The sequence below is a fragment of the Azospirillum argentinense genome, from assembly GCF_000632475.1.
GTDB classification, from domain to species: Bacteria; Pseudomonadota; Alphaproteobacteria; order Azospirillales; family Azospirillaceae; genus Azospirillum; species Azospirillum baldaniorum.
Genome location: NZ_CP007795.1, coordinates 53,617 through 73,803, shown reverse-complemented (window position 1 = coordinate 73,803; position 20,187 = coordinate 53,617). Strand labels below are relative to the sequence as shown.

Genomic DNA, 20,187 nt, shown 5'->3' with positions numbered 1-20,187 from the left:
ATTAACGAAGACCCCGTCGGATCTCCATCTGAGGTAGCTATTTCTATCTTACGATTTCGGGGTGGGTGCTAGTCCTAGTTTGTCGGAATTTGTAACATTCGCATCCTCGTCATAGACGATGCGGGGAAGGTGAACCGTGAGGACGCAGGAATCTTTGCGCAAGCCCGCGCCTTGATGCGCGGCGCAAGCCGGTCGTCGTGGACGCCATGAGAGGCAGGAACAGGCGCGCGCCTTGAGACGCCGGACATGGGACGGCAGCCGCGTCACGGCAAACGCCCCGCCGCCCTTCCACATCCATTCGTTGCTCGATGCATAGGAAGACGGCGCCTGGACACTCGGGTGCCGAAAGGGACGTTCATGGGAGGGAGCATCGAGCGGCCGGCCGGGCGACGACCATCGGGTCCTTCGCCGGCAATCGACTTCAGCACCGGACCAGCCTCCGGCACGCCCGGGGTGGATGACCGCCGTGCCGCCTTCAGGCGGCCGTCGCCAGCTCGGGAGCGAGGCGGCGCGCGTCGGCGATCAGCGCCGCGGTCAGTGGCGGCTGCGGGTCGCGCCGGGACACCACGAGACCGATCAGGGTCGACAGTTCCGGAGCCACGATGGGAATGGCGCGGATGGTCGGGGGAAGCAGCAGCGAGTCCGCCATGATCCGCGGCATGATCGTCGACCACATGCCGGTGCAGAGGTGGTTGGTCAGCACGACGATGGAGTTGGATTCGAGCATAGGTTCGGCATGAACCCCCGCTTCGGCGAAGGCGCGGTCGATGATCCGCCGGTTCTGCATGGTGGTGTTCAGAAGGCAGAGCGGCAAGGTCGCCGCCTCTTCCCAGGTGACGCTGTCACGACCACCGAACGGGCCGTCGGCCGCCGTGATCAGGTGGTAGCGTTCATGGTAGAGCGGCACCTCGTCCACGTTGCCGAGCGGTTCGTTGTCGAGATAGGTGATCCCGGCCTCCGCCTCCAGGTTCTCCAGCTTGGACAGGATTTCGGTGGAGCTGTGGGAGGCGATGGTGATCTTGATACCGGGATGCATCGACCAGACGGTGGCGGTCAGCCGCTGGACCATCGGCAGCGCCGTCGGCACCACCACCAGCCGCAGCGTGCCGGTCAGCCCCTGTTTCATCATTTCGACATCGGCGCGCATCGCCTTGTAGTCGCCGACGATGCGCCGCGCCCAGTCCAGCACCCGCTCCCCTTCGGCGGTGAAGCCGATGAAGCGGGCGCCGCGATCGACCAGCGGCACGCCCAGGGTTGTTTCCAACTGCTTGATGGCGGCGGACAGATTCGGCTGCGACACCCCACAGACCTGCGCCGCACGGCCGAAATGCTTCTCCGTGGCCAGCGCGATCAGAAATTCCAGCTTTTCCTGCATGCCGGGGTTCCTCTCACCACGTCCTGCGCAGCGCACAACCGGTGACCGCCGTGGGGCGCATCGCACGTGGGACCTTATGGTTCACAACCCAGGCACCGTCATTGATCCGGGTCAGCCGTTGCTGCCGCGGCGCCGCCTGCCGCAGCGGCAAAGGGACGCATCGTTGGCCCACATATCGTCTTTCAGGCATTCTTTCAGCGCGGCCGTCTCTCAAGACACCTCCATCTCGACGAGCCGGAACGCCTCACCCGGCGGCCGGTCGATCCGCAGATCGGCGCCCTCCAGGAAGGTGTCGCGGCTGAGCAGGTCGAAGGCGTGGCGCAGGGCGTCGGGCTGCACCCGGCTTTGCCGACCGACCGACAGGCTGACGCGGACCACCCGGCCGAAGGGAGCGGCCTCCCGCGCCTTCATCGCCTGTTCGAGCAGGGATTGGCAAAGGGCGATCTCATGCATGGGCTGGCTCTCGTGAAAGCAGGGGACACCCCGCCCGTCCCCGAGGGGAGAGGCGGGGCGATCGGTCCCCCGCGGTCAGGCGTAGGCCGGGGCCTTCTTCGCAGCACGGGTCACCGCGTTGCTGAGGCCGCCCTTCAGCTTCGCGTATTCCTGCTGGACGTGGTTCTCGGCCCAGACCTGATCGGCGATGGCCTCCACCCGGACGGCGGCGTACTTGTATTCCGGCGTCTTGGCGATGGGATCGACGGCGTGGATGGTCAGCTCGTTGCAGGCGCCGATCCACCACTGGTAGGTCATGTAGACGGCCCCCTTGTTGGTGCGGTCGGTGACGCTGGCCCGGCTGATCACCTTGCCGCGGCGCGACGACACCCAGACCAGCTCCTGGTCGCGGATGCCCAGGGCCTTGGCGTCCTTCGGGTTCATGGTGACGTAGCCCGGCTCGTCGGCCAGCGTCTGCAGGGCGGCGCAGTTGCCGGTCATCGAGCGGCAGGAGTAATGGCCGACCTCGCGCACCGTGCAGAGGATCAGCGGGAACTCCTCGGTCAGCTGGTCCTGCGGCGGACGCCACTCGGTGGCGAAGAGCAGGCCCTTGCCGCCCGGTCGCTGGAAGACGTTGCCCTCGTAGAGATACTTGGAGCCCGGCGAGTCGAGGTCGCGGCACGGCCACGGCACGGCGCCCAGCCCCTCCATCTTCTCGTAGGTCACGCCGTAGAAGATCGGGCACAGCTCGCGCAGCTCGTCCCAGATCTCCTTGGTGTTGTTGTAATGCATGGGATAGCCCATCGCGGTGGCGAGCAGGCTGATGATCTCCCAGTCGTGCTTGACGTCGCCCTTGGCGTCCACCGCCTTGGTGAAGCGCTGGAAGCTGCGGTCGGCGGCGCTGAACACGCCCTCATGCTCGCCCCAGGACGTCGCCGGCAGGATCAGGTCGGCGAACATCGCCGTCTTCGTCATGAAGATGTCCTGGACGATGACGAACTCCATCGCCTCGAAGCCCTTGCGCACCTGCGTGAGGTCCGGTTCGGTCTGGGCGGGGTCCTCGCCCATCACATACATGGCCTTCAGCTTGCCGGTCTCCGCCAGATGCGGCACGTCGGTCAGACGGTGGCCGATCTGGTCGGGCAGCGACTCGACCCCCCAGGCCTTGGCGAACTTCGCCCGCACCTCCGGGTCGGTGACCTTCTGATAGCCGGGGAATTCGGTCGGCAGCACGCCCATGTCGCAGCTGCCCTGCACGTTGTTCTGGCCGCGCACCGGGCCGACGCCGACGTTCGGCCGGCCGAGGTTGCCGGTCAGCAGCGCCAGACCCGACAGCCCCTTCACCACGTCGACGCCCTGGCCCCACTGGGTGACGCCCATGCCCCACAGGATGGTGGCGGAGGGGGCGGCGGCGTAGATGCGCATCGCCTCGCGGATGTCGGCGGCGGGCAGGCCGGTGATCGCCTCGGCGTATTCGGGGGTGTATGTGTCGACGATCGCCTTGTACTCGTCGAAGCCCTCGGTGTGGTTGGCGACATACTCCTTGTTGTAGAGTCCTTCATTGATCAGGACGTTGGCGAAGGCGTTGACCAGCGCCATGTTGGAGCCGTTGTTCAGCGGCAGCCACAGATCGGCCAGACGCGCCGTCTCGATCTTGCGCGGGTCGCAGACGATGATCTTGGCGCCGCGCTCCTTGGCCTTGATGATGCGCTTGGCGATCACCGGGTGGCTGTCGGCGACGTTGTAGCCGAAGACCAGGACGCATTTGGTGTGCTCGATCTCGGGGATCGAGTTGCTCATGGCGCCGTTGCCCAGCGTCACCTGCAGCCCGGCGACCGACGGGCCGTGGCAGACGCGCGCGCAGTTGTCGACGTTGTTGGTGCCGAGAACCGCGCGGGTGAATTTCTGCATCACATAGTTGGTCTCGTTGCCGGTGCCGCGCGACGAGCCGGTGGTCATGATCGAGTCGGGGCCGTACTTGGCCTTGATCGCGCTGAGCTTCGTCGCGGCGTGTTGGATCGCCTCGTCCCACGACACCGCCTCGAAGGCCGCGTCGCGGCTGCGGCGCAGCATCGGGTTGCGCAGGCGCGGCGTCAGGATCTTGGTGTCGTTGATGAAGTCGTAGCCGAAATAGCCCTTGAGGCAGAGTTCTCCCTCGTTGGTGACGCCGTTCAAGGGTTCGGCACCGACGACCTTCCCGCCCTCGACCAGCAGATTCAGTTTGCAGCCCGTACCGCAGTAGGGGCAGACCGCCATATGCTTTTCCATCTCGACCTCGATGTTCGCTCGATTGTGCCGGCTGTGCGCCGGCCGCAGTGATGGGAGGGGGGATCAGGCCGCGACTTCGGCAGCTTCCTGGGCGGCGCGCTCGCGCCGGCGGCGCAGGGTCTCGTCCATCGCCTCCCGGTCCATCAGGGTCAGGGCGCTGGTGGGGCAGACCGACACGCAGGCCGGGCCGGCGTCGCGGCCGACGCACAGGTCGCATTTGTGCGCCTGCGCCTTGACGCCCAGGCTCAGCGCCATGCCGGCGAACTGCCGGACCGCCGGCACCGTCACCACGTCCATGACACCGAACGGGCAGGCCAGCACGCAGTTCTTGCAGCCCAGGCAGCGCTCCTGCTCCACCTGCACGCTGTGCTGGCGGTAGACGATGGCGTTGTTCGGGCAGGCGTTGACGCAGGGCGCGTCCTCGCAATGGTGGCACATCACCGCGGTGCTGACGTCGGCCGTCCTCACCATGCGGATGCGCGGCTTGAAGGTGTCCGGCGCCAGCCCTTCGACGCCGGCACCATCGGAATGGGCAAGCGCACAGGCGACCTCGCATGTGCGGCAACCGATGCACTTGCTCGGGTTGGCAGTGACGAATCTGTTCATTCCCGTCGTCCTTGTTGGCAGCCGGAAGGGGGTCGTCGAACGGCCCCGCCCCGGCATTGCTTCACTGTTCCCTGACGTTGCGCGCCGGTTGGCCGAATCCGGTGCCGGTGGCTTCGCGACTGATTGAAATCGCTTATCGCCCGATCTTTAAAAGTAATCGACGCCGATAAGCCGATCCTATCGAGTATCTTTTCTCGTTTATCGGAATTAATGGGAGGCCATTCGACAATCAAAACGCCTTAGAACTTCCCGTCTTTGTGTCGCACACCTTATACCCACTTTTTTTGTGTGTCCAGTTGACATCGCGCCGCCCAGGGGAATAGCGTATTGAAGTCAACGATGGCGATTACGAATCGCCGTTGCTCTGACAAAGATTCGCAACAGATGGCTCTCCTTCTGCCACACCGTCCGTGACAACAGGCGGCTGCTGGGGCGTGCGCGAGCCAATACTGTCTTCTTATTGGTCGATCAGGTTTTCTTATCAGGACTTTCAAAACAGATCCTGATTGGCCGATTCGACGCACCCGCCCGGGAAGCCGGAGGTCTGGACATGAATCGCTTCGTTATCGCGGAACCGAGAAAGTGCATCGGGTGCAACACCTGCATGGCGGCCTGCACCGAGTCCCATAAAAAGCAGGGGCTGCAGGCGCATCCCCGGCTGGCCGTCATGCGCACCGGCGACGACACCGGGCCCGTCCTCTGCCACCAGTGCGAGGACGCGCCCTGCGCCCGCGTCTGTCCGGTCGACGCCATCACCCATGGCGCCGACGCCATCCTGCTGGATGAGCAGGCCTGCATCGGCTGCAAGATGTGCGCGCTGGCCTGCCCCTTCGGCGCCATCACGCCCAGCGGCACCGGCATCGCCGGGGTCGCCGGCATCGCCGCCGCCACGCCACGCCACTCGGCAGCGCTCGATCCGCTGCTGGCCTGGGAGATCGGCGTCCGCAGCGTGGCGGTGAAATGCGATCTCTGCGCCTTTTCCGGCGACGGGCCGGCCTGCGTGCGCGTGTGCCCGACCGCCGCCCTTTACGCGGCAGACGCCGATGCCACCCGCCAAGCGGCCGCCGTCAAGCGCACGCTGGCTGCGGCGGCACCGGTCAGTCTTGAAACGCCGCTCGCCTCGCTGGAGGGGCTGGACCCATGATTCCACTCTCCCTGCTCATCATGTCGCTGCTGCTGTCCTGCGGCGGCGGCATCCTCTGCCTCCTCCTGAAGCGTCGGGAGGGGGACATCCGTCTTGGCGGCAGCGGCGTCGGCATCGCCGCGGCACTCGCCGGGCTCGGCGCCGGGCTGACGGCCATCGCGGCCGGCCAGCCGGCCGTGCTCGACGCCGCCGGCCCCTACCCCTTCGCCCATTTCGTTCTGCGGCTCGACCCGCTGGCCGGCCTGATGATCGCGGTCATCTCGCTGCTGTCGCTGGTCGCCTGGATCTACGGCTTCGCCTATGTGCGCGAATACGCCGGGCGCGGCGTCGGGGCGATGGGCTTCTTCATGAACGCCTTTATCGCCTCGATGATGCTGGTGGTGGCGGCCGACAACGCCTTCTGGTTCCTCATCTTCTTCGAGATGATGTCGCTGGCCTCCTACTTCCTGGTCATCTTCGACCAGGACGACGAGGCGGTCGGCGCCGGCTTCCTCTACTTCCTGGTCGCCCATGGCGGCTCGGTGCTGATCATGGCCGCCTTCTTCCTGATGGCGAACCAAGCCGGCAGCTTCGATTTCGCCGCCTTCCGCGCCCATCCGCTGCCGGCCCCGCTGGACAGCGTCGCCTTCCTGCTGGCCTTCGCCGGCTTCGGCGCCAAGGCCGGCATGATCCCGCTGCACATCTGGCTGCCGCGCGCTCATCCGGCTGCGCCGTCGCACGCCTCGGCGCTGATGTCGGGCGTGATGATCAAGATCGGCGTCTTCGGCATCGTCAAGGTCGGCATCGACCTGCTGGCCGCCAGCGCCGGTCCGGCGATGCTCGGCTGGGGCCTGCTGGTGCTGGCCTTCGGGGCGGTGTCGTCGGTGCTGGGCGTCGTCTATGCCCTGGCCGAGCACGACATCAAGAAGCTGCTGGCCTACCACTCAGTCGAGAACATCGGGATCATCCTGCTGGGCGTCGGCACCGGCATGATCGGCATGGCGCTGCACCAGCCGGTGTTGGCGGTGCTCGGCCTGATGGCCGGCCTCTACCATCTGCTGAACCACGCGGTGTTCAAGGGCCTTCTGTTCCTGGGCGCCGGCTCGGTCATCTTCCGCATGCACAGCAAGGACATGGAGGAGATGGGCGGGCTGGCCCGCAACATGCCCTGGACCGCGCTGTCCTTCCTGGTCGGCGCGCTGGCCATCTCGGCGATCCCGCCGCTGAACGGCTTCGTGTCGGAATGGTACACCTACCAGGCGCTGTTCGCCGCGGCGCTGGACGGCACCCCGCTGGTGGCGTTCGCCGCCCCCATCGCCGCCGTCATGCTGGCGCTGACCGGCGCGCTGGCGGTGATGTGCTTCGTCAAGGCCTACGGCATCATGTTCGCCGGTGCGCCGCGCAGCCATCATGCGGAGGAGGCGCGCGAGGCGCCGGCCGCGATGGTCGCCGGCATGGCGGTGCTGGCCGTCGCCTGCGTGGCGCTCGGCCTGCTCGCCCCGCTGGTGGCGCCGGTGATGGGCCGCATCGCGGCGGCGACCATCGGCGCGGCTCCGGTCACGCTGGCCGTCGGCGCCACCCTGCTGCCGGGCGACGCGCAGCAGGCGACGCTCTCCACCCCGCTGATCGCCATTCTGCTGATCGCCATGGCCGTCCTGCCGATCGGCCTGAAGGCGGCCTTCGCCGCCAAGCGCGGCGGCGACCGCAAGGTGGCGGCCCCCTGGGCGGCCGGCTATCTGCCGGACCATCACATGCCCGCCACCGCCGGCAGCTTCGCCCAGCCGATCCGCATGTTCTTCGCGCCGCTCTACACCCTGCGCCGCTCGATCGCCGGGCGCTGGACCGGCATCGCGCTCGGCTTCGAGCGGGTGGTCACGCTGGCGCGCCGCACCGAACCGCTGGCCGACCGGAGCGTCATCGCCCCGATCGCCGGCGCGGTCGATGCGGGCGGCAAGCGGCTGCAGGTCATCCAGGGCGGCGATTTCCGGATCTACTGCCTCTACATCGTCGCGGCGCTGATCGCGCTGCTGGCGCTGGCCGTCTGACAGGAGGACGCCATGCTGACCTTCTCACACTTCATCCTGGGGCTATTCCAGGCGCTCCTCCTGCTGGCGGCGGCACCGCTGGTCTCCGGCCTGTCGCGCATGGTCCGGGCGAAACTGCACACCCGCCACGGGCCGGGCCTGCTGCAGGACTACCGCGACATCGCCAAGCTGCTGACCCGCCAGGACCTGACCCCGCCGAACAGCGGCTTCGCCTTCCGGGCGATGCCGGCGGTGATGCTGACGACGGTGCTGGTCATCGCCATGGGCATCCCGATGCTGACCCGCTTCACGCCGGTGGCGCCCATCGGCGACTTGATCACGGTGATCTACCTGTTCGCGCTGGCCCGCTTCTTCTTCTCGCTGTCCGGCATCGACAGCGGCAGTTCCTTCTCCGGCATCGGCGGCAGCCGCGAGCTGACCATGGGCGTGCTGGTGGAGCCGGTGATGCTGCTGTCGCTGTTCGTGGCGGCGCTGCTGGCCGGCTCGACCAACCTCGGCGCCATCGGCAGCGCCATCGCCGACGGCCATGTGCGGTCGGCCACCGCGACGATCATCGCCGCCCTGTCCTTCGCCTACGCCATCTACATCGAGCTGGGCAAGCTGCCCTACGACATGGCGGAAGCCGAACAGGAGCTTCAAGAAGGCCCGCTGACCGAATACTCCGGCCCGTCGCTGGCGCTGATCAAGTGGGCGATGGCGCTGAAGCAGACGGTGGTCGTCGCCTGGTTCATCGGCGTCTTCCTGCCCTTCGGCAGCGCGCCCGAGATGTCCGTCTTCGGGCTGCTGTTCGGGCTGGTCGCCTTCGCCATCAAGCTGGTCCTGATCTTCGCCGCGGTCGGCGTGGTCGAGAACAGCGTCGCGCGCGTCCGCTTCCGCCTGACCCCCCAGCACAGCTGGATCGGGGTCGGCGCCGCCTCGCTCGCCTTCGTCTTCTATCTGGTCGGCCTGTGAGCCGGCGAGGGGCAGCATCATGATAACACTCCCCACGGAACCGCTCGGGCTGTCGGCGCTGGCCGCCATCCTCGTCCCCTTCGGCGGTGCGGCGGTGATCGCCGCATCGAAACGGGCCTCGGCCAAATGGCTGTGCCAGGGCTTCGCCGCCGCCACCGTCGCGGTGATCGCCATCCTCGCGATGTCGCTGCTCGGCGACGGCAAGATCGGCGGCACCTACGAACTGATCTCCTTCGGATCGGTCTCGATCCTCGGGCTGGTGGTGGACAGCGTCAGCGTTCTGATCGCGTTGGCGGTGATCGCCATCGGCCTGCTGGTGGCGGTCTATTCCGCCGCCTACCTGAACGCCGGCAACCGCGAGCATCCCGACATCGGCCGGCGGCGCTTCTACGCCTTCCTGCTGGTGTTCATCGGCGCGATGACCGGGCTGGTCTTCAGCTCTACCATCGTCGGCCAGCTCGCCTTCTTCGAGCTGACGGGCTCCTGCTCCTGGGCGCTGATCGGCTATTATGAATCGCCGAAGGCGCTGCGCTCGGCGGCCAAGGCGCTGCTGGTCACCCACGTCGCCTCGCTCGGCCTCTACGTCGCGGCGGCCCTGCTGTTCCTGTCGACCGGCACCTTCGCGCTCTCCGCCATCGCCGATCTGGCGCCGGGGATGAAGGCGGTGGTCCTGCTGGCGATCCTGGTCGCCGCCTGGGGCAAATCCGCCCAGCTGCCCTTCCACATGTGGCTGCCCGACGCCATGGAGGCCCCGACCCCGGTCAGCGCCTACCTGCACGCCGCCTCCATGGTGAAGGTCGGCGTCTACATCTTCGCCCGCGGGCTGATGTCGGCGGGCGGCGCGCCGGAGATCGTCGGCTGGGTCGGCTCGATCATGGCGGTGCTGACGCTGGTCTACGGCTTCTTCATGTATCTGCCGCAGGTCGACCTGAAGCGCCTGCTCGCCTACTCGACCATCACGCAGCTCGCCTACATCCTCTTGGCGCTGTCGCTGTCGGTCTTCGGCTCCGACCTCGCCTTCAAGGGCGCCATCGCGCACATCTTCAACCACGCCTTCGCCAAGACGCTGTTCTTCCTGGTCGCCGGCGCGCTCAGCTACACCGCCGGAACGCGCCTGCTGCCGTCGCTGCGCGGCATCGTCACCAAGTCGCCGCTGCTCGGCGTCGCCTTCGTCTGCGCCGCCCTGGCGATCACCGGCGTGCCGCCCTTCAACGGCTTCTTCAGCAAGTTCGCCATCTTCGCCGGCGGCTTCGAGGTCGGGGCGCAGCACTGGGCGCTGATGCTTCTGGTCGTCATCGCGCTGGCGGAATCGGTCGGCTCCTTCGCCTGGTTCCTGAAATGGCTGGGCCATTCGGTGCCCGGCAAGCCGTCCACCACCATGGCCGCGGCGGCCCCGCTGCCGGCCGGCATGAAGTTCGTGCTGGTCGCCCTGGTGGTAATGACGGTGGTCTCAAGCTCCATCGCCGCCTCGTGGCTCGGTTGAGGGAGGGAACGGTCATGAATGGATTTCTCATCGTCAACGGCCTGTCGGGCCTGCTGATCGTCAGCTCCCTTCTGGTCACGCTCGCCGGCAATCCGGCCAACTCCGCCCGCTTCTACGCGCTGCAGAGCTTCATTCTGGTGATGCTGTTCGTGGCGCTGGCGGGGGCCACCGGGTCGGGCGAGCTGTATCTCTGGTCCTTCACCGCGCTGCTGACCAAGGTGATCCTGGTCCCGGCGATCATGTATCGGGCCTTCCGCCGGCTCAGCGATCCGGCCATCGGCACGGGCGCGGTGATGCCGACGGCGCTGTCCATCCTCGGCGCGGCGGTCGCCCTCATCCTCTGCTTCGTCGTCGCGTCCAAGGTGACGCTGCCAGCGGCCGACGCCATCAAGCCGGCGCTGGCGGTGTCGCTCGCCCTCTTCTTCATCGGGCTCGGCTGCATCGTGGCGCAGCGGAACATCCTGAAGCAGGTGTTCGGCTATTGCCTGATGGAGAACGGGTCGCACCTGACCCTGGCCCTGCTCGCCCCCAACGCGCCGGAGCTGGTGGAGATCGGCATCGCCACCGACGCCATCTTCGCGGTGGTGGTGATGGCGGCGCTGGGGTCGCGGATCTTCGACACGCTGCACACGCTCGACGCGCGCCAGCTCACGAGCCTGAAGGGATGACCGCCATGGTACCCTCGATCCTTCCCCCACTTCTCCTGATCGGTCCGCTGGCGGTGGCGGTGTTCCTGCTGACCCTGCCCTGGTTCCGGGAGTCGCTGCCCGAGGCTCTGGCGACCGACCATGGCAGCGTGGCGCTGCTGGAGCGCATCCATCTGGGCTCCATCGCCTACGTCTTCCTGCTGAGCGCCGCCGCGCTGGTCCAGGTGCTGTCGAACGGGGCGATCGCCGCCTTCGGCGACTGGCTGTTCGTCGACGCGCTCGGCGCCGTCTTCATGATGCTGATCGGCGTGGTCGGCCTGCTGACCGGGCTCTATTCCATCGCCTACATCCGCCACGACCTCGACGCCGGCCTGATCGACGCCGGCAAGGTGCGGATCTACTACGGCTTCTTCAGCCTGTTCCTGTTCACCATGCTGCTGGCGGTGACCGCCAACAACATCATCATGATGTGGGCGGCGATCGAGGCGACGACTCTCGGCTCCGCCTTCCTGGTCGGGCTGTACGGGCAGAAATCCTCGCTGGAGGCCGCCTGGAAATACGTCGTCATCTGCACGGTCGGCGTCGCCTTCGGCCTCTACGGCACCGTGCTGGTCTTCTCCAACGCCGCCGACGTGCTGGCCGACCCGCACCAGGCGGTGCTGTGGACGGCGCTGGTCGGCCACGCCGCCGAGCTGGACCCGATGCTGGTCAAGCTGGCCTTCGTCTTCGCCCTGATCGGCTTCGGCACCAAGGCCGGCATCTTCCCGATGCACGCCTGGCTGCCCGACGCCCATTCCGAGGCGCCGAGCCCGGTGTCCGGCCTGCTGTCGGGCGTGCTTCTGAAATGCGCCCTGCTGATCGTCATCCGCTTCTACGTCATCACCGTCGGCACGGTGGGCGTCGGCTTCCCGCAGATGTTGCTGCTGACGCTGGGCGTGCTGTCGGTCGGCGTGTCGTCGCTGCTGTTCTTCGTCCAGCAGGACCTGAAGCGCAAGCTGGCCTATTCCAGCATCGAGAATGTCGGGCTGATCGTCGTGGCGCTCGGCGTCGGCGGGCCGCTCGGCATCGCCGCGGCGTTGCTGCACGCCATCAACCACAGCGTCACCAAGGCCCTGTTCTTCTGCACCGCCGGCAACGTGCTGATGAAGTACGGCACCCGCGACCTGCGGGCGGTGAAGGGCGTGCTGCGCGCGGCCCCGGCCACCGGCCTGCTGATGATGGCCTGCACCCTGGCGCTGGCCGGCTTCCCGCCCTTCAACATCTTCGTCAGCGAATTCATGGTCTTCATGGCTGGGCTGAACGAGGGCTACGGCTGGATCATGGCGCTGGTCGCGCTCTTCCTCTGCATCACCATCGCCGGGCTGGTGAAGATCGTCGCCGACAGCGTGCTGGGCAAGAGCCCGGAGACGATGGCCAAGGGTGACGTCGGCTGGAGGGCGCTGGCCCCGCTGGGCGTCCTGGCGGTGCTGGTGCTGGTGCTGGGCTTCGCCGTGCCGCAGCCGCTGTCCAACCTGGTCCAGCAGGCGACCGCGGTGGTGATGAACGGCGACAGCCGCCCGGTGGTCGCGGCCCCCTGGCAACAATACGACACGGTGCGCGCCGGTGGTCTTCTGGTGACCGGCAGCCTCTCGCAGACGGAGATTTCCAAATGAACCTCATCACTCCGGAACGGGTCGGGAGCGGCTACATCGCCTCCCTGCGCGAGAGCCTGCCCCACGCCATCCTCGACGAATCCTGGCAGACCGGCGCCCAGGTGACCATCACGGTCAAGCCGGTGTCGCTGCCCGACGTCGTCGCCAGCCTCTACTACGACCACAACGGCTGGCTGTCGGTGGTCGTCGGCAACGACGAGCGGCCGCTGAACGGCGCCTACGCCGTGTACTACGTGCTGTCCATGGAGGGCGCCGACCGGTGCCATGTGGTGGTGCGCTGCGAGGTGCCCGCCGACACGCTGGAATTCCCCTCCGTCACCCCGCGGGTGCCCGCCTGCGTGTGGGGCGAGCGCGAGGTGCGCGACATGTTCGGCCTGCGCCCGGTCGGGCTGCCCGACGAACGCCGCCTCGTCCTGCCCGACGATTGGCCGGACGAGCTGTACCCGCTGCGCAAGGATTCGATGGACTACCGGCTGCGGCCGGCGCCGACCAGCGACGACGAGACCTACCAATTCATCAACGAGGCCAAGCAGGAGACTCGCGTCGTCCCGCTGGGGCCGCTGCACATCACCTCCGACGAGCCCGGCCATTTCCGCCTGTTCGTCGACGGCGAGGACATCATCGACGCCGACTACCGCATGTTCTACGTCCATCGCGGCATGGAGAAGGTGGCCGAGACGCGGATGGGCTACAACGACGTGACCTTCCTCGCCGACCGCGTCTGCGGCATCTGCGGCTACGCCCACAGCGTCGCCTACGCCAGTTCGGTGGAGAACGCGCTGGGCATCGCCGTACCGCCGCGGGCGCAGGCCATCCGCGCCATCCTGCTGGAGACCGAGCGGATGCACAGCCATCTGCTGAACCTCGGCCTCGTCTGCCATTTCATCGGCTTCGACACCGGCTTCATGCAGTTCTTCCGCGTGCGCGAGAAGGCGATGACGCTGGCGGAGTTGCTGACCGGCGCCCGCAAGACCTACGCGCTGAACCTGATCGGCGGCGTGCGCCGCGACATCCTGGGCGACCAGCAGGCCAGGACGCGCGAGCTGGTCGCCGAGCTGCGCGACGACGTGACCCGGCTGGTCGAGGTGCTGCTGTCCACCGCCAACGTCAGCGGCCGCGTCAAGGGCGTCGGCCGGCTCGACCCGCAGATCGCCCGCGACTACAGCCCGGTCGGGCCGGTGGTGCGCGGCAGCGGCCACCGCCGCGACACCCGCGCCGACCACGCCTTCGCCGGCTACAAGCTGCTCGACATGCCGGTCCATGTGGAGCAGGGCTGCGACGTGCTGGCCCGCACGCTGGTGCGGGTGGCGGAGTTCTTCGACAGCCTGTGGATCATCGAGACGCTGCTCGACAAGGCGCCCGCCGGCCCGGTGCTGACCGAGGATTTCACCTATGTCCCGCACAAGTTCGCGCTCGGCTTCACCGAGGCGCCGCGCGGCGAGGACATCCACTGGTCGATGACCGGTGACAACCAGAAGCTCTACCGCTGGCGCTGCCGCGCCTCGACCTACAACAACTGGCCGGTGCTGCGCTACATGCTGCGCGGCAATACGGTGTCGGACGCCCCGCTGATCGTGGGCAGCATCGACCCCTGCTATTCCTGCACCGACCGCGTGACCGTGGTGGACGTCCGCAAGAAGCGCTCCAAGACCATCGCCTACAAGGAGATGGAGCGCTACTGCCGCGAACGCACGGACTCACCGCTGAAGTGACGGGGGCGACCAATGCTCAAGCTACTCAAGGAAATCCTCCGCACGGGCGAGGCGACGGTCAAGTACCCCTTCGCCCCGATGGAGGTCTGCAAGGACTTCCGCGGCAAGCCGGAACACCGGGCGGAGGACTGCATCGCCTGCGCGGCCTGCACCGTCGCCTGCCCGGCCAACGCCATCCAGATGGAAACCGACACCGCCGCCGGCAGCCGCACCTGGTCGATCAACTACGGGCGTTGCGTCTTCTGCGGCCGCTGCGAGGAATCCTGCCCGACCGGCGCCATCCGCCTGTCCGCCGATTTCGAGCTGGCGGTGGGCAGCAAGGCTGACCTGACGCGCAAGGCCGTCTTCACGCTGGCCGGCTGCGCCTGCTGCGGCAAGCCCTTCGCCCCGGCCAAGGAGGTCGACTACGTCGCCCGCCTGCTGGGCCAGACGGCCCGCAGCGAGGAGGAGGCGGAGCGGCTGCGCCTGACCGTCGCGACCTGCCCGGCCTGCAAGCGCGCCCAGGACGTCCACCAGATCGCCACCATGGGGATCGCCCGGCAAATGGACGCCCGGCACTCGGAAGCAGGGCGTTCGGTCAAGGAATTGGAGACCACGCCATGAACGCACCACTCGCCCCCAACGCCCTGGTGGCGGAGATGTCGCCGGTCTCCACCAGCGACCAGATCGCCACGATGAAGACGGCGCTGCTGAAGAACATCCAGCGCTCCGCCTACGTCTACCGCGTCGATTGCGGCGGCTGCAACGGCTGCGAGATCGAGATTTTCTCGTCCATCACCCCGGTGTTCGACGCGGAACGCTTCGGCATCAAGGTGGTGGCCTCGCCCCGCCACGCCGACATCCTGCTGTTCACCGGGGCGGTGACCCGCTCCATGCGGATGCCGGCGCTGCGCGCCTATGAGGCCGCACCCGATCCGAAGATCGTCGTCTCCTACGGCGCCTGCGGCTGCACCGGCGGCATCTTCCACGACCTCTACTGCGTCTGGGGCGGCACCGACAACATCGTGCCGGTGGACGTCTACATCCCCGGCTGCCCGCCGACGCCGGCCGCGACCATCCACGGCTTCGCCGTGGCGCTCGGCCTGCTGGAGCAGAAGCTGAAGGCCGAAACCCATGTCGAGGCCGCGGGCGAGGCCGCCGCCCTGCCCCACCCCGACATCCCCTATGCGCTGCGGGTCCGGCTGGAGCGCGAGGCGCGGCGCATGGCCGGCTACCGCCAGGGCCGCGCCATTGTGGAGGAGTTCATGGCCCTGCTGGAAGGGCATGCGAACGCCCCCGGCGCCCTGACCTTGCCCGACCGCATGACGGCGGCCATCGGCGGGGAGCGCGACCCGCGCCGCGCCGAGATCATCGGCCGGCTGGCCGAGGTCGTGCAGCGGACCATCCGGGGAGAGGCGCCATGAGCACCCTCGCGCACGCCGATCCCGCTTCCATCCCCGGCCTGCGCAGCGGCCGCGGCCGGGAGCCCGAGGTGGTGTTCTACCAGCTGAACGCCAAGGTGCTGGAGCGCAAGGAAGACATCCCGGAGGACGCGAAGCAGGTGGTCTATTATTCGCTGGCCATCGGACATCACATCGGGGTCTTCGACTGCTTCAAGCCGGCCTTCCGCTGCCCCACCGCGCTGTTCGACCGCGTCCTGGACGCGCTGCGGGACCACGAGGAGGCGCACCGCAAGCTGTCCGGCCTGCTCCGCTTCGGCGAGATCACGGTGGACGGCACCCACACCCGGCCGCTGCTGGCGGCCATCGCGGCGGCGCGGCCGACCGCCCCGCCCGATGTGGCGGCGTGGCTGGACGGGCTGGCCACGGCGCTGGAGGCCATCCGGCGCGAACCGGCGATCTATCTGATGGGGAGACGGCTGTCATGACCGATGTCGTGTTCACGGTTGGGAACGTCCTGCGCGGCGACGACGGCGCCGGTCCGCTGCTGGCCCAGCTCCTCGACGAGGAGCCCGCCCCCGGCTGGACGGTGGTGGACGGCGAGGATGTCCCGGAGAACCACACCCACCACGTCCGCTCGCTGGCGCCGCGCCGGGTGCTGATCGTCGATGCCGCCGACATGCAGCTGCCGCCGGGCGCGGTCCGCCTGATCGAGCAGGACAGCGTCGCCGAGCAGTTCATGGTCACCACCCACGCCATCCCGCTGAACTTCCTGATCGACAGCCTGCGCGAGACCGTGCCGGAGATCCTGTTCCTGGGCATCCAGCCGGAGGACACCAGCTTCTTCGCGCCGGTCACCAGCACCGTCCGCCACTCCGTGGAGGCCGTTCACGACCGGCTGGTCCGCGGCGAGGGGTTCGAGGCCTACGAGACGGTGGGCTGATCCGGTGTTCGGGGCAACTCAAGACATGGGAAGGAGTTTCGCCATGGGGGACTCTGCGTCGAAAGACACGCCGGTTCTTGGCATGGACGCCTATGCGCCCGCCGAGATCCAGGACAAGGTCGAAAAGCTGGGGGTGAAGAAGGCGACGATGCCGTTCCTGCCCAGCTTCATGCTGGCGGTGGTCGCCGGCGGCGGCATCGGGTTGGGCGGCATGTTCTTCGTCATCGTGCTGGCCGATCCCGCCCTCAGCTTCGCGGTCCAGCGGCTGCTCGGCGGGCTGGTCTTCTCGCTCGGCCTGTCGCTGGTCATGGTCGGCGGGGCGGAGCTGTTCACCGGCAACTGCCTGATCGTGATGGCGCGGGCCAACGGCCAGATCAGCACGGCGCAGGTTCTGCGCAACTGGGCGACGATCTGGATCGGCAACGCCGTCGGGGCGATCGGCCTCGTCATCCTGATCTACCTGTCGCACCACACCGAGATGAACAATGGCGCGGTCGGCGCGGCGGTGCTCAAGCTCGCCATCGGCAAGATCGCCCCGGACGCCGTGACGATCTTCTTCAAGGGCATCCTGTGCAACCTGCTGGTCTGCCTGGCGGTGTGGCTCGCCTACGCCGGCCGGACGGTGACCGACAAGATCGTCGCGCTGACCCTGCCGGTCGCCGCCTTCGTCGCCGCCGGCTTCGAACACTGCATCGCCAACCTGTATTTCCTGCCGCTGGCCTACCTGCTCAAGGTGACGGGCCATGTGCCGGCCGGGCTGGACGTGTCGATGATCACGGCGGGGGGCATCCTGCACAACCTGCTGTTCGCCACGCTGGGCAACATCGTCGGCGGCTCGGTGTTTGTCGGCGGCATCTATTGGCTGATCTACCGCAAGGGCCTCGGCGGCCTGACCCCGCTGCCGCCACGCAAGCCGCTGCCGTCGATCGGGCAACCGGCGGCGACACACTGACCGCAAAAAACCGCGGGCTGGCGATGAACCAGCCCGCGGTTCTTTTTGACTCCGGCGCGGTTCACGCGGACATCGCGACCCGCGACGGGACGGCGTAGACCGTGAGGCGGCGTTCGCGCACGAAGGCGACGACCCCGACCCCCACCGTTGCGGCGAAACCCAGGCACAGCGAGGTCGGGGCGGAGATGGCCGCGATCAGCGGGATGCCGGCGGCGGCCGTCTTGTGGACCAACTCGAAGGAGCAGCGGCTCGACACCACGACGAAGCCGCCGGTGGGGTCGATGCGGGCGAGGGCCAGCGCCCCGATCAGCTTGTCGAGCGCGTTGTGCCGGCCGACGTCCTCGCGCACCGCCACCAGCTCGCCGTCGGGCCGGGCAAACCCGGCGGCATGGACCGCCCCGGTCTCCCGGTTCAGGCTCTGCCCCGACGGCAAGGCCGCCATCGCACGATGGATCGCGTCCGGCGCGAAGCAGGCGGTGGACCGGACCGGATCGAGCGGCCTCAGGGTTTCCGCGAAACTGTCGGTGCCGCAACGGCCGCAGCCGGAGCCGCCCATCAGGTTGCGCTTGCGGCGCAGCAGGGCGGCAAGCCGCTCCACCGGCAACTGCATGCGGATGCGGACTCCGTCCGTCAGCTCGTCGATGGCGGTGACGGCCAGTTCATCGGCGCTGCCGACGATCCCTTCGCTGAGGGAAAAGCCGGTGGCGAAATCCTCCAGGTCGGTGGGCGTCGCCAACATGACGGCGAAGAGATTGTCGGCATAAAGCAGCCCGACCGGCACCTCGTCGACGATCTTCTCCTCCCGCCGGTCAATGCCCGATCCGGTGCAGACGGTCGCCGGCACCAGCCGGACTCCGTGATGGGACAGCGGGTGAGCCAGGGACAGCGGAGCGGGGAGCGGGGCCGCGCAGGCGGTTGCATGTTCCATGATGTGGCCGAAACCCAGGCTGTGGCGACAGGTGCGGGCGGTGAGGTTCCGGCGTCCGCTGTCCAACTCTGCACCCAACCGTCACGCAGCGACATGCGACATTCCGGCTCACCATAAATAATCACCGATGAATTCAGAATAAGACCTGCTTATTGCGCCATAGAAATGGCTTATCAACCCTCTTTCATTGGTCAAATCCATCCCTGTTTTTTTGATTTGATGTTTGCAATACTCATCGTTCAGTGGTAATTTTTGAGAACAATCTCAACAAGCCGCCTGTTGGGTGGCCTACCATCGACCCGCCATCTCCGTTTTTCCAGCGATGACGCGCCAGGGCATGGTCGATCCGCCACGGAGTTTCCCAATCAGGTCCCGCAGCCACCGGCTCTCACAGCGGAGAAGGATGATGCATGAGCTGTCACTGTGCGAACGGTTGCTGGAGTTGCTGGAGGAGCAGTCGCGGCGCCACGCCTTTCATCGCGTCACGCGGATCAAGCTGGCGGTGGGCCAGTTCGCCTGCGTCGATCCGGACGCCCTTCGCTTCGCCTTCGACGTGATCAGACGCGACACACTGGCCGACGGTGCGACGGTCGACATCCACCAGCCGCCCGGCCTCGTCTGGTGCGAGGACTGCGCCCGCGAGAGGGAGGTCCCGACACGGATCGCCCCCTGCCCGGCCTGCGGCGGCCTGCGCCTGACCCCGCGCGGCGGCGACGATCTGACGCTGGTCGAACTGGAAGTGGCGTGACCGCCGCGACAAGGAGCCCTGCCATGTGCCTTGGAGTTCCGGCCAGGATCATCGCCATCGCCGACGCCGCGCGGATGCTTGCCGTCGCCGACATCCTGGGCGAACGGCGGGAGGTCAACCTTTCCTGCATCGTCGAACCGGGCGAAGCCCTGTCCGATCAGGTCGGGCAGTGGGTCCTGGTCCATCTGGGCTTCGCTCTTTCCCGCGTCGAGGAAGCCGACGCACGGATCACCCTCGACCTGCTTCGCCAAGTCGACGAGGCGGAAGCCGGACGAGGGCATCTGAAGGCCTCCCTGCTCGCCTGACCGGGGCGAAGCGGCCGGTCGAACCCCACAGGAGATCGTTCCGATGAACAGGTTGCTTTCCGCCGGCACCGCCGGCCTTCTCGCGGCGACGCTGGCCCTGCCGGCGGCCGCCCACACCGGCCATGCCGGCGACGCGATGTTCGTTCAGGGGCTTCTCCACCCGCTGAGCGGCATCGACCATCTGCTGACCATGCTGGCGGTCGGCGTTTGGGCGGCGCAGAATGGCGGCCGCGCGATCTGGCTGCTGCCGACGGCCTTCATCGCCATGCTGTCCAGCGGTGCCGTGCTCGGCATGGCCGGAATCGAGCTTCCGGCGGTCGAAGCCGGAATCGCTGCCTCGGTGGCGGTGCTCGGGCTGCTGGTGCTGCTGAACAAGCGCGTGCCGGCCGCCGCCGCCGCGATCCTGGTCGGAGCCTTCGCCGTGCTGCACGGCCATGCCCATGGCACCGAGATGCCGCAAACCGCAGACCCCTTCCTCTACGGCCTGGGCTTCGTGCTTTCCACCGCGATGCTGCACGGCACCGGCATCGCCATCGGCTTGGCCCGCCATCTCCCACGCCGGCTGCTCGCAACCCGCGCGTTGCGGCGACCGGAGTCGAGAGCACGGTAAATCATGCCTCCGGACGGCCGCGCCCGCC

20 protein-coding genes are annotated in these 20,187 nt (G+C 67.7%); 15 read left to right on the top strand and 5 right to left on the bottom strand.

Features of this window, described 5'->3' with window-relative positions; genetic code table 11:
* Positions 1-475: 475 nt before the first annotated feature.
* The 4 genes from ABAZ39_RS22965 to ABAZ39_RS22950 form a co-directional block, all read right to left on the bottom strand.
* Positions 476-1,375, bottom strand: a complete 900-nt coding sequence (locus tag ABAZ39_RS22965) for a LysR family transcriptional regulator (protein WP_040136096.1) — start codon at positions 1,373-1,375, stop codon at positions 476-478.
* Between the two features lie 210 nt (positions 1,376-1,585).
* Entirely contained in the window at positions 1,586-1,828 is a 243-nt protein-coding gene (locus ABAZ39_RS22960; protein ID WP_051658428.1) for a hydrogenase maturation nickel metallochaperone HypA/HybF, read from the bottom strand.
* A 75-nt stretch (positions 1,829-1,903) separates the two neighbouring features.
* A complete protein-coding gene (fdhF, locus tag ABAZ39_RS22955; protein WP_040136094.1) occupies positions 1,904-4,075 on the bottom strand; it encodes a formate dehydrogenase subunit alpha in 2,172 nt (723 codons plus the stop codon).
* A gap of 63 nt (positions 4,076-4,138) precedes the next feature.
* Positions 4,139-4,681, bottom strand: a complete 543-nt coding sequence (locus tag ABAZ39_RS22950) for a 4Fe-4S dicluster domain-containing protein (protein WP_040136092.1) — start codon at positions 4,679-4,681, stop codon at positions 4,139-4,141.
* Positions 4,682-5,231: 550 nt separating this feature from the next.
* Between ABAZ39_RS22950 and ABAZ39_RS22945 the strand changes: the two genes are divergently transcribed.
* From ABAZ39_RS22945 to ABAZ39_RS22890, 12 genes are read left to right on the top strand one after another with little or no spacing between them, the layout of a single operon-like run.
* A complete protein-coding gene (locus ABAZ39_RS22945; RefSeq protein WP_040136089.1) occupies positions 5,232-5,825 on the top strand; it encodes a 4Fe-4S dicluster domain-containing protein in 594 nt (197 codons plus the stop codon).
* Entirely contained in the window at positions 5,822-7,849 is a 2,028-nt protein-coding gene (gene hyfB / locus ABAZ39_RS22940; protein ID WP_040136087.1) for a hydrogenase 4 subunit B, read from the top strand. Before ABAZ39_RS22945 ends, hyfB begins: the two co-directional genes overlap by 4 nt.
* 12 nt (positions 7,850-7,861) lie before the next feature.
* Complete coding sequence (locus tag ABAZ39_RS22935; RefSeq protein WP_040136085.1) at positions 7,862-8,800, top strand: respiratory chain complex I subunit 1 family protein; 939 nt, start codon at positions 7,862-7,864, stop codon at positions 8,798-8,800.
* A 19-nt stretch (positions 8,801-8,819) separates the two neighbouring features.
* Positions 8,820-10,283 carry a hydrogenase 4 subunit D gene (locus ABAZ39_RS22930; protein ID WP_051658427.1) on the top strand — a complete coding sequence of 488 codons (1,464 nt, stop codon included), beginning with the start codon at positions 8,820-8,822 and terminating at the stop codon, positions 10,281-10,283.
* 14 nt (positions 10,284-10,297) lie between these two features.
* Positions 10,298-10,951, top strand: coding sequence for a hydrogenase 4 membrane subunit (gene hyfE / locus ABAZ39_RS22925; RefSeq protein ID WP_040136084.1), 654 nt, complete (start codon positions 10,298-10,300; stop codon positions 10,949-10,951).
* Positions 10,948-12,582 carry a hydrogenase 4 subunit F gene (locus ABAZ39_RS22920; RefSeq protein ID WP_040136082.1) on the top strand — a complete coding sequence of 545 codons (1,635 nt, stop codon included), beginning with the start codon at positions 10,948-10,950 and terminating at the stop codon, positions 12,580-12,582. Before hyfE ends, ABAZ39_RS22920 begins: the two co-directional genes overlap by 4 nt.
* The gene (locus ABAZ39_RS22915; RefSeq protein ID WP_040136080.1) at positions 12,579-14,294 is read left to right on the top strand and encodes a hydrogenase large subunit; all 1,716 of its coding nucleotides are present in this window, start codon (positions 12,579-12,581) and stop codon (positions 14,292-14,294) included. The genes ABAZ39_RS22920 and ABAZ39_RS22915 overlap by 4 nt, the downstream gene beginning before the upstream one ends.
* Positions 14,295-14,306: 12 nt before the next feature.
* A complete protein-coding gene (locus ABAZ39_RS22910; protein WP_040136078.1) occupies positions 14,307-14,897 on the top strand; it encodes a formate hydrogenlyase complex iron-sulfur subunit in 591 nt (196 codons plus the stop codon).
* 35 nt (positions 14,898-14,932) lie between these two features.
* A complete protein-coding gene (locus tag ABAZ39_RS22905; RefSeq protein ID WP_040137119.1) occupies positions 14,933-15,697 on the top strand; it encodes an NADH-quinone oxidoreductase subunit B family protein in 765 nt (254 codons plus the stop codon).
* On the top strand, positions 15,694-16,161 hold the full coding sequence (locus ABAZ39_RS22900; protein ID WP_051658426.1) for a formate hydrogenlyase maturation HycH family protein: 468 nt from the start codon (positions 15,694-15,696) through the stop codon (positions 16,159-16,161). The genes ABAZ39_RS22905 and ABAZ39_RS22900 overlap by 4 nt, the downstream gene beginning before the upstream one ends.
* Complete coding sequence (hycI, locus tag ABAZ39_RS22895; RefSeq protein WP_040136076.1) at positions 16,158-16,616, top strand: hydrogenase maturation peptidase HycI; 459 nt, start codon at positions 16,158-16,160, stop codon at positions 16,614-16,616. Before ABAZ39_RS22900 ends, hycI begins: the two co-directional genes overlap by 4 nt.
* A gap of 43 nt (positions 16,617-16,659) precedes the next feature.
* Positions 16,660-17,568, top strand: a complete 909-nt coding sequence (locus ABAZ39_RS22890) for a formate/nitrite transporter family protein (RefSeq protein WP_040136073.1) — start codon at positions 16,660-16,662, stop codon at positions 17,566-17,568.
* Positions 17,569-17,629: 61 nt separating this feature from the next.
* Here the strand turns inward: ABAZ39_RS22890 and fdhD are convergent, their stop codons facing one another.
* A complete protein-coding gene (gene fdhD / locus ABAZ39_RS22885; RefSeq protein WP_040137115.1) occupies positions 17,630-18,496 on the bottom strand; it encodes a formate dehydrogenase accessory sulfurtransferase FdhD in 867 nt (288 codons plus the stop codon).
* A gap of 406 nt (positions 18,497-18,902) precedes the next feature.
* Between fdhD and hypA the strand changes: the two genes are divergently transcribed.
* The 3 genes from hypA to ABAZ39_RS22870 are packed head-to-tail and all read left to right on the top strand — an operon-like array spanning position 18,903 to position 20,159.
* Positions 18,903-19,244 (top strand): hydrogenase maturation nickel metallochaperone HypA, encoded by a 342-nt coding sequence (hypA, locus tag ABAZ39_RS22880; RefSeq protein ID WP_040137113.1) that lies wholly within the window; start codon positions 18,903-18,905, stop codon positions 19,242-19,244.
* Between the two features lie 23 nt (positions 19,245-19,267).
* The gene (locus ABAZ39_RS22875; RefSeq protein WP_040136071.1) at positions 19,268-19,549 is read left to right on the top strand and encodes a HypC/HybG/HupF family hydrogenase formation chaperone; all 282 of its coding nucleotides are present in this window, start codon (positions 19,268-19,270) and stop codon (positions 19,547-19,549) included.
* A 43-nt stretch (positions 19,550-19,592) separates the two neighbouring features.
* Positions 19,593-20,159, top strand: a complete 567-nt coding sequence (locus tag ABAZ39_RS22870; protein WP_040136069.1) for a HupE/UreJ family protein — start codon at positions 19,593-19,595, stop codon at positions 20,157-20,159.
* Positions 20,160-20,187 lie beyond the last annotated feature (28 nt).

Coding starts and splice junctions, on each gene's coding strand:
- ABAZ39_RS22965 (WP_040136096.1), bottom strand. CDS start 1,375: ATGCAGGAAAAGCTGGAATTTCTGATCGCGCTGGCCACGGAGAAGCAT.
- ABAZ39_RS22960 (WP_051658428.1), bottom strand. CDS start 1,828: ATGCATGAGATCGCCCTTTGCCAATCCCTGCTCGAACAGGCGATGAAG.
- fdhF (WP_040136094.1), bottom strand. CDS start 4,075: ATGGAAAAGCATATGGCGGTCTGCCCCTACTGCGGTACGGGCTGCAAA.
- ABAZ39_RS22950 (WP_040136092.1), bottom strand. CDS start 4,681: ATGAACAGATTCGTCACTGCCAACCCGAGCAAGTGCATCGGTTGCCGC.
- ABAZ39_RS22945 (WP_040136089.1), top strand. CDS start 5,232: ATGAATCGCTTCGTTATCGCGGAACCGAGAAAGTGCATCGGGTGCAAC.
- hyfB (WP_040136087.1), top strand. CDS start 5,822: ATGATTCCACTCTCCCTGCTCATCATGTCGCTGCTGCTGTCCTGCGGC.
- ABAZ39_RS22935 (WP_040136085.1), top strand. CDS start 7,862: ATGCTGACCTTCTCACACTTCATCCTGGGGCTATTCCAGGCGCTCCTC.
- ABAZ39_RS22930 (WP_051658427.1), top strand. CDS start 8,820: ATGATAACACTCCCCACGGAACCGCTCGGGCTGTCGGCGCTGGCCGCC.
- hyfE (WP_040136084.1), top strand. CDS start 10,298: ATGAATGGATTTCTCATCGTCAACGGCCTGTCGGGCCTGCTGATCGTC.
- ABAZ39_RS22920 (WP_040136082.1), top strand. CDS start 10,948: ATGACCGCCATGGTACCCTCGATCCTTCCCCCACTTCTCCTGATCGGT.
- ABAZ39_RS22915 (WP_040136080.1), top strand. CDS start 12,579: ATGAACCTCATCACTCCGGAACGGGTCGGGAGCGGCTACATCGCCTCC.
- ABAZ39_RS22910 (WP_040136078.1), top strand. CDS start 14,307: ATGCTCAAGCTACTCAAGGAAATCCTCCGCACGGGCGAGGCGACGGTC.
- ABAZ39_RS22905 (WP_040137119.1), top strand. CDS start 14,933: ATGTCGCCGGTCTCCACCAGCGACCAGATCGCCACGATGAAGACGGCG.
- ABAZ39_RS22900 (WP_051658426.1), top strand. CDS start 15,694: ATGAGCACCCTCGCGCACGCCGATCCCGCTTCCATCCCCGGCCTGCGC.
- hycI (WP_040136076.1), top strand. CDS start 16,158: ATGACCGATGTCGTGTTCACGGTTGGGAACGTCCTGCGCGGCGACGAC.
- ABAZ39_RS22890 (WP_040136073.1), top strand. CDS start 16,660: ATGGGGGACTCTGCGTCGAAAGACACGCCGGTTCTTGGCATGGACGCC.
- fdhD (WP_040137115.1), bottom strand. CDS start 18,496: ATGGAACATGCAACCGCCTGCGCGGCCCCGCTCCCCGCTCCGCTGTCC.
- hypA (WP_040137113.1), top strand. CDS start 18,903: ATGCATGAGCTGTCACTGTGCGAACGGTTGCTGGAGTTGCTGGAGGAG.
- ABAZ39_RS22875 (WP_040136071.1), top strand. CDS start 19,268: ATGTGCCTTGGAGTTCCGGCCAGGATCATCGCCATCGCCGACGCCGCG.
- ABAZ39_RS22870 (WP_040136069.1), top strand. CDS start 19,593: ATGAACAGGTTGCTTTCCGCCGGCACCGCCGGCCTTCTCGCGGCGACG.